Source organism: Streptomyces sp. 8L (assembly GCF_020176795.1).
In the GTDB taxonomy this organism is placed as follows: domain Bacteria; phylum Actinomycetota; class Actinomycetes; order Streptomycetales; family Streptomycetaceae; genus Streptomyces.
The window spans coordinates 19,370-30,063 of record NZ_JAIUKE010000134.1; the positions used below are offsets into that span (position 1 = coordinate 19,370).

Below are 10,694 nucleotides of genomic sequence, written 5' to 3' on the forward strand. Positions count from 1 at the left end.
GCGTGACGGACGACTGTCTCGGCCGCCCGGTCCTTCGGTTACAGTCTTGAACAACGCGCAAGGGGCCCGCATGCCGGGTCGCCTCCGCGGGACAAACGCGCCGGAGCCCGGTTCCGGTCGCCATACCGCTCATCCAGAGGGGCAGAGGGAACGGCCCGTTGAAGCCCCGGCAACCCTCCCGCCGACCGCGAGGTCGTGGTGGGGAAGGTGCCAATTCCGTCTTGCGGCGAGACACGTCGCAAGGAAGATGAGGAGAAAGGGCCTCGCCTCCATGGCTGTGCAGACCGTCCAGAGCACCAGCGCGTCCGCCTCGGAAACCGTCGACCTCGGACCTGCCGCCGCGCTCTCCTGCCGCGAATGCGGCGAGCGCTTCCCCCTCGGCCCGATCTTCGCCTGCGAGAGCTGTTTCGGCCCGCTCGAAGTGGCGTACGACCTCCCGGCGGACGGCCCCGAGGCGCTGAAGAAGCGCATCGCGGAAGGCCCCGACAACATCTGGCGCTACGCGCCGCTGCTGCCCGTCCCCGCCGACGTGGCCGCGCACCCGAACATCAACCCCGGCTTCACCAAGCTCGTCAAGGCCGACAACCTCGCCCGCGAGCTCGGCATCACCGGGGAACTGCACGTCAAGGACGACTCGGGGAACCCGACGCACTCCTTCAAGGACCGTGTCGTGGCGATCGCGGTCGAGGCCGCGCGCGCCTTCGGGTTCACCACGTTGTCCTGCTCGTCCACGGGCAACCTCGCGGGCGCCGTCGGTGCCGCCGCGGCCCGCGCCGGCTTCCGCTCGTGCGTGTTCATCCCGCACGACCTGGAGCAGGGCAAGGTCGTCATGGCCGCCGTCTACGGCGGTGAACTCGTCGGCATCGAGGGCAACTACGACGATGTGAACCGTTTCTGCTCCGAGCTCATCGGCGACCCGCTGGGCGAGGGCTGGGGCTTCGTGAACGTCAACCTCCGCCCGTACTACGGCGAGGGCTCGAAGACGCTCGCGTACGAGATCTGCGAGCAGCTCGGCTGGCGGCTGCCCGACCAGATCGTCATCCCGATCGCGTCGGGCTCGCAGCTCACCAAGATCGACAAGGGGCTGCGCGAGCTGATCAAGCTCGGTCTTGTCGAGGACAAGCCGTACAAGATCTTCGGCGCGCAGGCCGAGGGCTGCTCGCCCGTCTCCACGGCCTTCAAGGCCGGCCACGACGTCGTGCGGCCGCAGAAGCCGAACACGATCGCCAAGTCCCTGGCGATCGGCAATCCGGCCGACGGACCGTACGTGCTGGACATCGCCCGGCGCACCGGCGGCGCGGTCGAGGACGTCAACGACGAGCAGGTCGTCGACGCCATCAAGCTGCTCGCGCGCACCGAGGGCATCTTCGCGGAGACCGCGGGCGGCGTGACGGTCGGCGTGACCAAGAAGCTGCTCGACGCGGGCCTGCTCGACCCGGCCCTGACCACCGTCGTGCTCAACACCGGCGACGGCCTCAAGACGCTGGACGCGGTCGCCCCGACGACCGGCCCGACCGCGACGATCCCCCCGAGCCTCGACGCGTTCCGCGCGGCGGGCCTCGCGGGCTGACCCCGCACCGCGCGAGCCGGCCCGGCGCCGCGGCACCGCGCCGCGCCGCGCGCCGCACCATGACCCGCGCAGCGAACCACTCGCGCACCACGACACCCGCAGCAGACCACTCGCGCACCACGAAACCCGCGCATCACATCCGCGCCACGAGACACCCGAGAGGCAGGCACCCGTTGAGTGTCAACGTCCGCATCCCCACCATCCTCCGCACCTACACGGGCGGCAAGGCCGAGGTGGCCGCCGAGGGCTCCACCCTGTCCGAGATCATCTCCTGGCTCGAGGCGAACCACCCGGGTATCGCCGGCCGGGTCCTGGACGACGAGGGCAAGCTCCGCCGCTTCGTCAACGTGTATGTGAACGACGACGACGTCCGCTTCGAGCAGGGCCTTGAGACCGCCACGCCGGACGGCGCGGGCGTCTCGATCATCCCGGCCGTCGCCGGCGGCTGCTGAACCCGCGGCTCCCGCCGCGCTGTTGGACGCGTGCCCCCTCCGTCACCGGCGGAGGGGGCATTTCCATATGGTTGAGCGCGGTACGATTCATGCGAGCACGGGTCCGCGCATACGACGTGCCGGGCCTTGCCTCGATCCCCACCGAACGCGCACGAGAACGCGACAACATCGGGACAAAGTTTTGGTCCCGATGGCGCGGTAAGTGTGCTTTGTGCGGCCCGACTTGCCCAGGAACGCGAACGTACTTCCGCTTCGCGTCCTCGGCCATGCCCAGAATTCTCGTCCGATTGACCTGTTGCAGAGGGCAGTTGGGCAGATACATTCAGCCGCGGTCGACGCGTTCCGACGCGAAGTGCGGTCCCGAGCAGGGGCCAGTAATAGGGGAGTTAGGCATGGCTCAGGGCACCGTCAAGTGGTTCAACGCGGAGAAGGGCTACGGCTTCATCGCGGTCGACGGTGGTGCGGATGTTTTCGTCCACTACAGCGCCATCCAGATGGACGGATACCGCACCCTTGAAGAAGGTCAGCGAGTGGAGTTCGAGATCTCGCAGGGCCAGAAGGGTCCGCAGGCGGACATGGTCAAGCTCGCCGTCTGATCCCGGCGCGATCGGCCAGAGGCAAGCGTAGTCGAGAGGCCCGTACCCGCTCCACCGGGGTACGGGCCTCTCGCGCACGCCCGTGCGAGGCGCCCGCGCGGGCGCGCAGAAGCGTGTACTCGCGCGTGCGGGTCGTGTACGCGGGCGTGCGCGTTGTACGCGGGCGTGCGGGAGAGGGATGGACGCGCGTACGGGAGCCGGCGGATGGTCGTACGGGGGCCGGCGGACGCGCGTACAGAGGCTGAACGTTCTCCGGGCGTGTGCGCCCGTCGCGGCCGGACGACCCCGGGTGCACGCGCCCATCGCGGCTGTGCGACCCCCGGGTGTACGCGCCCGCCGTGGCCGGACGATCACGGGCGCGATGCGCGGCACTCCCGAAGCGGCTTGCACTCGGGTGGGTCGAGTGCTAATCATTGGCGTTAGCACTCTCCCAGTGAGAGTGACAACTTGGACCGGGTCAGTGAGGCCCGTGGCGCGAGTCCGGAAGGAACGGGCAGCGCACAGGCCGTCCGTCGCGGGCACGGGCGCGGTCCGGAGAAATCCACCCCAGTCCGGGAGGACCACTTCACATGGCCAAGATCATCGCGTTCGACGAGGAGGCACGGCGCGGCCTGGAGCGCGGGATGAACCAGCTCGCCGACGCCGTCAAGGTCACCCTTGGCCCCAAGGGTCGCAACGTCGTCCTTGAGAAGAAGTGGGGCGCGCCCACGATCACCAACGATGGTGTCTCCATCGCCAAGGAGATCGAGCTCGAGGACCCGTACGAGAAGATCGGCGCCGAGCTGGTCAAGGAAGTCGCCAAGAAGACGGACGACGTCGCCGGTGACGGTACGACCACCGCGACCGTCCTCGCCCAGGCGCTGGTCCGCGAGGGCCTGCGCAACGTGGCGGCCGGCGCCAACCCGATGGCCCTCAAGCGCGGTATCGAGAAGGCCGTCGAGGCCGTTTCCGGCGCCCTGCTCGAGCAGGCCAAGGACGTGGAGACGAAGGAGCAGATCGCCTCCACCGCCTCCATCTCCGCCGCCGACACGCAGATCGGCGAGCTCATCGCCGAGGCGATGGACAAGGTCGGCAAGGAAGGCGTCATCACCGTCGAGGAGTCGCAGACCTTCGGTCTCGAACTCGAGCTCACCGAGGGCATGCGCTTCGACAAGGGCTACATCTCGGCGTACTTCGCCACCGACATGGAGCGTATGGAGTCGTCGCTCGACGACCCGTACATCCTGATCGTCAACTCCAAGATCGGCAACGTGAAGGACCTCCTTCCGCTGCTCGAGAAGGTCATGCAGTCGAGCAAGCCGCTGCTGATCATCGCCGAGGACGTCGAGGGCGAGGCCCTGTCGACCCTGGTCGTCAACAAGATCCGCGGCACCTTCAAGTCCGTCGCCGTCAAGGCCCCGGGCTTCGGCGACCGCCGCAAGGCCATGCTCGGCGACATCGCCATCCTCACCGGTGGCACGGTCATCTCCGAGGAGGTCGGCCTCAAGCTGGAGAACGCGGGCCTCGACCTGCTCGGCCGCGCCCGCAAGGTCGTCATCACCAAGGACGAGACCACGATCGTGGACGGCGCCGGTGACAGCGACCAGGTCCAGGGCCGCGTGAACCAGATCCGTGCCGAGATCGAGAACAGCGACTCGGACTACGACCGCGAGAAGCTCCAGGAGCGTCTGGCGAAGCTGGCCGGCGGCGTGGCCGTCATCAAGGCCGGTGCCGCCACCGAGGTCGAGCTCAAGGAGCGCAAGCACCGCATCGAGGACGCGGTGCGCAACGCCAAGGCCGCCGTCGAGGAGGGCATCGTCGCCGGTGGTGGCGTGGCTCTGCTCCAGGCGACCTCGGTCTTCGAGAAGCTGGAGCTCTCGGGTGACGAGGCGACCGGCGCGCAGGCCGTCAAGCTCGCGCTGGAGGCCCCGCTCAAGCAGATCGCCGTCAACGGCGGCCTTGAGGGCGGCGTCGTCGTCGAGAAGGTGCGCAACCTGGCCGTCGGCCACGGTCTGAACGCCGCCACCGGCGAGTACGTCGACATGATCGCCGAGGGCATCCTCGACCCCGCGAAGGTGACGCGTTCCGCTCTGCAGAACGCGGCCTCCATCGCGGCGCTGTTCCTCACCACCGAGGCCGTCATCGCCGACAAGCCCGAGAAGGCCGCCCCCGCGGGCGCGCCGGGCGGCATGCCGGGCGGTGACATGGACTTCTGATCCTCGTCGCTCCTTCGCAGCGAGGTTTGGAATCCGGTTCGGAACCGAGGGCGGTACCCCTACTCCCAGGGGGTGCCGCCCTCGGCCCGTTGTACGGGGCCGTCCGCGGAGCGCGGCCGGGCGTCCGCGGGCCGCCGCGGCGCGGGCGCACGGACCTCCGCCGTCCCGGCGCGGTGCGGCGGGCGGCGCACCCCCGACAGGTCGCGGGCCGTCACGCTGTTGCGGTCGCCCACCGAGCGGCCCAGGGCGAACTGCGGCCACAGGCCCGCGGCCTGGGAGCGGCTGCGCTCGCTCCACTCGCGCGCGGCGGCGTCGCCCGCCTTGTAGTAGTTGAGCGCGAAGCCGCCGGTGTGGACCCGCAGCAGGCAGAAGCCGCCCGGGTACTCCTTGACGGCGCTGACCTCCTGGAGCGTCACCCGCGGCGCACGCGGCGAGAGGGACCGCTTGTTGCGGTGCGTGTGGCCCGCGTGGTGCAGGAAGACGCCGGGCGCCGCGTCGTAGGCGGCGAGGATCTCCCGGGCCTGGCGGCGGCCGAGGCGCTGGCCGCGCGTCGAGGGGAACGGCGAGTGCGGCACCGACAGCGGATGGTGCCCGAACACCACGGTCGGCTGGTCCCTGTGGTCCTTGAGACCGCGCAGGAACCAGGACATCTGCTCCGGCGAGAGGCCCCCGCTGTCGCCGCCGTTGCCGGGCTTGTCGTACGTGTCGAGGCCCACGACCCGCAGGCCGCCCAGATCGCGCGCGAAGTACGTGGGGTCGCCGCCGGGCGAGAACGCGTCCCGGAAGCCGTCCCGCGCCCGGGGCCGGTCGTGGTTGCCGCGCGTGATGAAGTACCGCTCCCCGTGCGGCCCGAACGCGTCCAGGATCTCCTTCGCCTTGCGCAGATCCACCGGGCCCGCCTCGGCGGAGATGTCGCCCGCCGCGAGCAGGTAGTCCGCGCCGCGCCGCAGCGCCTCCGCCACCAGTGCGCGCCCCATCAGCTCCGGGTACGGGGCGAGGCCCGGCGCCTGCGAGACGCCCTGGAGCAGCGCGATGCCCGGCAGCATCGGCACGCCGGCGACGCGGCCCGCGGTGGTCTCGCCGAGGTGCAGGTCGTTGCAGAGCGCGACGCTGAACAGATGGCTCCCCGGCGGCGGCTGCGGTGTCGTGAACGCGTACGGTCCGCCCGCCGTGCCGAGGCCGTACGGCGATGTGCCCGCCGCGTTGCCCGCGACCAGGCACAGCGGCGTGGGCAGCGCGGCCCGCCCGTACGAGAGCGCCTGGTAGTAGTAGGTGCGGCCGGGTTCGAGGCCGGTGACCTCGACCTGGTGGTACGCCGTACGGTGCTCCTCCCCGGCGCGGCGCGTCAGCCGCCCCGGATGCGTGCCGAGGAGGATCTCGCCGTCGGCGGCGGCGGGCAGCATCCGGCCCGAGCCGTCGTCGGTGCCCGGGACACCGGTGTACCAGGTGAAGATCGCCCGGTCCTCGGTCAGTGTGACGAGTTCGAGGCCCACGGGGCTGACACCGGCCGCGCGGGCCCGCGGCCCGGCCCGCCGGGGCGGGGCCAGGGCGGCGGCCCAGATCGCGGCGCGGTGCAGGAGCTCCTGGCGGGCCGAGGGACAGCAGCGCATGTTCGGTGACGTACCCACCTCAGGTGAACGCGCGAGGAACGCCGCGGATGCCCCACGGCCCCCCAACCGTCGGCCAACCGTATGACGCACGACGGTGGCGGACGCCGTGCGGCGGGGGAAACTGTCCGGGGAAGCGCCCCGCCGCGACGGAGCACGGGCCGACGGAACGAGGGCCGCCCCGCCGGCCCCGTACCGGCCCCGGGACCGCCCCGCTCGGCCTCGGTACCGGCACCGGGACCCGCCCCACCTCGCCTCCGTCGCGACATGGACACCGCAACACGGACACCCCCGAGGGACGACTGTGATCAGGGCCAGACCTCCGCTCGACACCACCTCAGACGCGGACGCCGATGCCGATGGCGAGATCCATGTCCATGTCCGTGGCGATGGCGATGGCGAGATCCATGGGGGTGACGGCGCTGATGCGGATGCCGGCCGTGTCACGGCGCCGCCCGGGCGTGGTCCTCGACGGCTGCCGCTGCGGCAGGTCCTGTGCTTCGCGCCTCTCGTGGTGATCGGTTGCCTGATCTTCGAGCGGTGGCCGCTGATCGCCGGGGGCGCCAGGCAGCTGCTGACCGCCAACGTCTACTGGCTGCTCGCCGCCGTCGGCGTCACCGTCCTGGGCTGGGCCGCCGTGTCGCTCGCGCGGCAGGGCACCGTACTGGAACCCCTGCCGGCGCGGCGGCTGTTCGCCACGCAGTTCGCGGCGGGGGCCGCCAACCATCTGCTGCCCGCCGGGCTCGGCGCGGGTGCGGTCAACCTGCGTTTCCTCCGCAAGTGCGGGCTGCCGCTGGGCCGTTCGTCCGCGGCTCTCGCGCTCTACCTCCTCTCCGAGTCCGTCGGCCGCTGCCTGTTGCTGCTGGTGCTGCTCGTCGCCTTTCCCGACGCGCTGGACCTGCGCGCCCTGCACCTCGGGCAGGCGCTGCCCGACGGCGTCCTGCCGGCAGCCGCCGGGCTCGGGTGCGCGGTCGTCCTTGTTCTCACGGTTCTCACGGTTCTCGCGCTGCTGCCTGCGCTGCGGCGCGCCATCCGCACGTTCCTCACCACGGCGTTCACCGACCTGAGGTCCCTGCACGCGCGACCGGCGCGGGCGCTCGCCCTGTGGTGCGGCTCGCTGGGCTTCCCCGCCCTCCAGGCGGCGGGACTCGTCACCGTGGCACTCGCGCTGCGGATGCCCGTCCCCGTGGTGCATGTGGCGATCGCCTACCTGGCGGCGAGTGTGGCCGCCGCGCTGGTCCCGACGCCGGGTGGCCTCGGCTCCGTGGACGCGGCGCTGGTCGTGGCGCTCGTGACGACCGGCGCCTCCGCCACGGCGGCGACCTCGGCGGTGCTCGGCTTCCGGATCATCACCGTGTGGCTGCCGCTCGTGCCCGCCGCGCTGACGCTCGGAGCGCTGGTCAGACGCCGGGTGGTCTGAGCACGCGGCGAGCGGGCCGCGCCGGTCGGCCGGCGGCGCTCAGGTACTGCTCAGCGGGGTGTCGGCCGCGACGGCGACGGGTTCGGCGGCCGGCCCCGGCGCCGTCTTCGCCGGGGCGCCCTCCGGATCGGTGTTCAGATCGCGCAGCATCGTCTTCGTGAAACCGAAGTAGTACGTGGCGACGAAGCCCGCCAGGTAGCCGACGATCAGCCCCACCGCGTACACGGACACCATCACGCCGAGTCCTCGGTTGCCGGCGAGCAGCGGGAACAGCGCCCAGCCCGACGGCCCGATCGCGGTCGAACCGACCGCGTCGCCCAGCTGGTTGAACAGCCCGACGAAGCCGCCGCCGAACGCCCCGCCCACGCACGCCGTGATGAACGGGCGCCCGAGCGGCAGCGAGACGCCGTAGATCAGCGGCTCCCCGACGCCGAGGAACCCGGCGGGCAGCGCCGACCTGATGGTTCTGCGCACCGACGCGTTGCGCGGCAGCCTGAGGTAGACGGCCATGGCCGCGCCGACCTGGCCGGCCCCCGCCATGGCCAGGATCGGCAGCAGGACCGTGTACCCCTGCTGCTGGATCAGCGTGGTGTGGATCGGGATCAGGGCCTGGTGCAGGCCCAGCATCACCAGCGGCAGGAACAGCCCGCCGAGCACGAACCCGGCCGCGGCGCCGCCGTTGGCCAGCAGCCAGGTGGCGAAGTCCCCGATGCCCGCGGCCACCTGGCCCGCCGCGTACATGAGGCCGAAGAGGGTGACGAGCCCGGCCACCAGGACCGTCAGTGTCGGCGTGACCAGCACGTCCAGTGCCTCGGGGACCCACCTTCTGCACCACTTCTCCACGGCGACGGCCAGCAGCGCCGCGCCGAGCGCGCCGAGGACGCCGCCCTGGCCCGCCGCCAGCTTCTGGCCGAAGGCGTCGACCGCCGTGACCCCGGGGAAGACCGTGATGGCCGCGACCGCGCCGCCGAGCACCGGCGTGCCGCCGAACTCCTTCGCCGTGTTGTAGCCGACGAACACCGCGATCAGCGACATGAACCCGGACGCCAGGGCCGCCAGCGCGGGCACGAGCGACGGCAGCCAGTGCAGGTTCGTCAGCAGGCCGTTGAGCCCCGAGATGATGCCGCAGCCGATCAGCGCCGGGATCAGCGGGACGAAGATGTTCGCGACCCGGCGCAGGAACAGCTTGAACGGGGTCGCGTTCTTCGCCTTCCTGGCCGCCCTGATCTCGGCCCCCTGCGCGGCCAGCTCGTCAGCGGTGCGGGGCGTCCCGCCCGGTCCGTCGCCGACGGCTCCCGCCGTCTCCCCGGCCCCCGAGGACCCTGCGGCTTTTGTGACGCCTGTGGACTCTGGGGCTCCTGTGAGCCCTGTCGCTCCCGGGGCCTCCGTGGCCGACCCGCGCGCACCGGGCGGTGCCGTGGCGCCGGCCCCGGCGACCAGCGACTCGAACTCGGGGGCGACCCGGGCGACCGTGCCGGGGCCCAGGACGATCTGGTACGTGTCGTCCTCGACGACGCCCAGCACGGCGGGGAGCGCCTTCAGCGCCTCGTCGTCGACGAGGGACCGCTCCCGCAGGCCGAGTCTGAGCCGGGTCATGCAATGGGCGACGGAGGTGACGTTCGCTGCGCCGCCGACCAGCGGGAGGATCGCTTCCGCCGTCGCGCGGTTCTTGTCAGTTGCCATGGTGCCTGGTGCCTTGCTGTGCGAAGTGGTTCGGATGCGGCGGTGCGGACCCAGATCACCAGGTCAGCCGGAGACGGTCCGGGATGCCTGGAGCGCCACGCGCAGACGGCCGCGCGACTGGGTCAGGAGCGAGGCCGCCGTGGGGCCGTCGACCCCGCCGAGGATGGTGAGGATCGCGTTCTTCACCTCCCCGTCGGTGGCGGTGAGCGCGGCCTCGATCTCCGCGTCCGAGGCGCCGGTGGCCAGCGCGACGATGCGGCGGGAGCGGGCGCGCAGCTTCTCGTTGGACGCCCGGACGTCGACCATGAGGTTCCCGTAGGTCTTGCCGAGCCGGATCATCGTGATCGTCGAGACCATGTTGAGCACGAGTTTCTGCGCCGTGCCCGCCTTGAGCCGGGTGGAGCCCGTGATCAGCTCGGGCCCCACGACCACCTCGATCCCGTGGTCGGCCGCCGCCGCGAGGGCACTGCCCGTGTTGCAGGAGAGCCCCACGGTGAGAGCGCCGAGCGCCCGCGCGTGCTCCACCGCGCCGATCGCGTAGGGCGTCCTGCCCGACGCGGAGACCCCGACCACGGCGTCGTCCGGCCCGACCTTCAGGGCGTCCAGGTCTGCGGCCGCCAGCTCCTTGGAGTCCTCCGCGCCCTCCACAGAGGTCACCAGCGCGCCGGGGCCGCCCGCGATCAGGCCCACCACCTCGCCAGGCTCCGTGTTGAACGTAGGCGGGCACTCGCTCGCGTCCAGCACACCGAGCCGCCCCGCGGTGCCCGCGCCCGCGTAGATCAGCCGGCCGCCGCGCCCCGCGCGTTCCGCGATCGCGTCGATGGCCTCCGCGATCCGCGGCAACTGGTCCGCGACCGCGGCGGGGACCGTGGCGTCCTCGCCGTTCATGAGGCGGGCGATCTCCGCCGTGGGCAGCTGGTCGATCTCGGAGAGGTCGGGGCGGAACGCCTCCGTGGTCAGGGTTTCGAGCTGCGCGCGGAGGTCGCCGTACGGCGCTGGCGCGGGCGTTGAGGTCATCGGGTCCGGCTCTTTCTGAGGGTACGGAGAAGCTGTCGGGGTGTGGGGGCGAGTACGCGTGCGTGCGGGTACGCCGCAGGAGTCGTCGGACCGCTCGGACCACTCGGGTTGCTCGGTGGCCGGAGGGGGACGGTGGACGGCGTCAGTGGGACGG

9 protein-coding genes and 1 riboswitch are annotated in these 10,694 nt (G+C 71.8%); of the genes, 6 read left to right on the forward strand and 3 right to left on the reverse strand.

Features of this window, described 5'->3' with window-relative positions:
• Positions 1 to 126: 126 nt before the first annotated feature.
• A riboswitch (SAM riboswitch) is annotated at positions 127 to 254 on the forward strand.
• Between the two features lie 17 nt (positions 255 to 271).
• The 4 genes from thrC to groL all read left to right on the forward strand — a co-directional run bounded on the left by thrC (position 272) and on the right by groL (position 4,813).
• Positions 272 to 1,570 (forward strand): threonine synthase, encoded by a 1,299-nt coding sequence (thrC, locus tag LCE31_RS13305; protein WP_225014435.1) that lies wholly within the window; start codon positions 272 to 274, stop codon positions 1,568 to 1,570.
• Positions 1,571 to 1,743: 173 nt separating this feature from the next.
• Entirely contained in the window at positions 1,744 to 2,022 is a 279-nt protein-coding gene (locus LCE31_RS13310) for a MoaD/ThiS family protein (RefSeq protein ID WP_225014436.1), read from the forward strand.
• Between the two features lie 392 nt (positions 2,023 to 2,414).
• Positions 2,415 to 2,618 (forward strand): cold-shock protein, encoded by a 204-nt coding sequence (locus tag LCE31_RS13315; protein ID WP_005315736.1) that lies wholly within the window; start codon positions 2,415 to 2,417, stop codon positions 2,616 to 2,618.
• Positions 2,619 to 3,187: 569 nt separating this feature from the next.
• Positions 3,188 to 4,813, forward strand: a complete 1,626-nt coding sequence (gene groL / locus LCE31_RS13320; RefSeq protein WP_225014437.1) for a chaperonin GroEL — start codon at positions 3,188 to 3,190, stop codon at positions 4,811 to 4,813.
• A gap of 59 nt (positions 4,814 to 4,872) precedes the next feature.
• Here the strand turns inward: groL and LCE31_RS13325 are convergent, their stop codons facing one another.
• Positions 4,873 to 6,423, reverse strand: coding sequence for a purple acid phosphatase family protein (locus tag LCE31_RS13325; RefSeq protein WP_225014438.1), 1,551 nt, complete (start codon positions 6,421 to 6,423; stop codon positions 4,873 to 4,875).
• Positions 6,424 to 6,779: 356 nt separating this feature from the next.
• Here LCE31_RS13325 and LCE31_RS13330 point away from each other — a divergent pair, with 356 nt between their 5' ends.
• A complete protein-coding gene (locus LCE31_RS13330) occupies positions 6,780 to 6,938 on the forward strand; it encodes a hypothetical protein (RefSeq protein ID WP_225014443.1) in 159 nt (52 codons plus the stop codon).
• Positions 6,932 to 7,840: a lysylphosphatidylglycerol synthase transmembrane domain-containing protein gene (locus tag LCE31_RS13335; protein WP_308042248.1), complete on the forward strand. Its 909-nt coding sequence runs from the start codon at positions 6,932 to 6,934 to the stop codon at positions 7,838 to 7,840. The genes LCE31_RS13330 and LCE31_RS13335 overlap by 7 nt, the downstream gene beginning before the upstream one ends.
• A gap of 39 nt (positions 7,841 to 7,879) precedes the next feature.
• Here LCE31_RS13335 and LCE31_RS13340 read toward each other — a convergent pair whose 3' ends face one another.
• Both LCE31_RS13340 and murQ read right to left on the reverse strand, forming a co-directional pair.
• Positions 7,880 to 9,523, reverse strand: a complete 1,644-nt coding sequence (locus LCE31_RS13340; protein ID WP_225014439.1) for a PTS transporter subunit EIIC — start codon at positions 9,521 to 9,523, stop codon at positions 7,880 to 7,882.
• A 63-nt stretch (positions 9,524 to 9,586) separates the two neighbouring features.
• Complete coding sequence (gene murQ / locus LCE31_RS13345; RefSeq protein WP_225014440.1) at positions 9,587 to 10,540, reverse strand: N-acetylmuramic acid 6-phosphate etherase; 954 nt, start codon at positions 10,538 to 10,540, stop codon at positions 9,587 to 9,589.
• Between the last annotated feature and the right edge of the window lie 154 nt (positions 10,541 to 10,694).

Coding starts and splice junctions, on each gene's coding strand:
- thrC (WP_225014435.1), top strand. CDS start 272: ATGGCTGTGCAGACCGTCCAGAGCACCAGCGCGTCCGCCTCGGAAACC.
- LCE31_RS13315 (WP_005315736.1), top strand. CDS start 2,415: ATGGCTCAGGGCACCGTCAAGTGGTTCAACGCGGAGAAGGGCTACGGC.
- groL (WP_225014437.1), top strand. CDS start 3,188: ATGGCCAAGATCATCGCGTTCGACGAGGAGGCACGGCGCGGCCTGGAG.
- LCE31_RS13325 (WP_225014438.1), bottom strand. CDS start 6,423: ATGCGCTGCTGTCCCTCGGCCCGCCAGGAGCTCCTGCACCGCGCCGCG.
- LCE31_RS13330 (WP_225014443.1), top strand. CDS start 6,780: ATGGCGAGATCCATGTCCATGTCCGTGGCGATGGCGATGGCGAGATCC.
- LCE31_RS13340 (WP_225014439.1), bottom strand. CDS start 9,523: ATGGCAACTGACAAGAACCGCGCGACGGCGGAAGCGATCCTCCCGCTG.
- murQ (WP_225014440.1), bottom strand. CDS start 10,540: ATGACCTCAACGCCCGCGCCAGCGCCGTACGGCGACCTCCGCGCGCAG.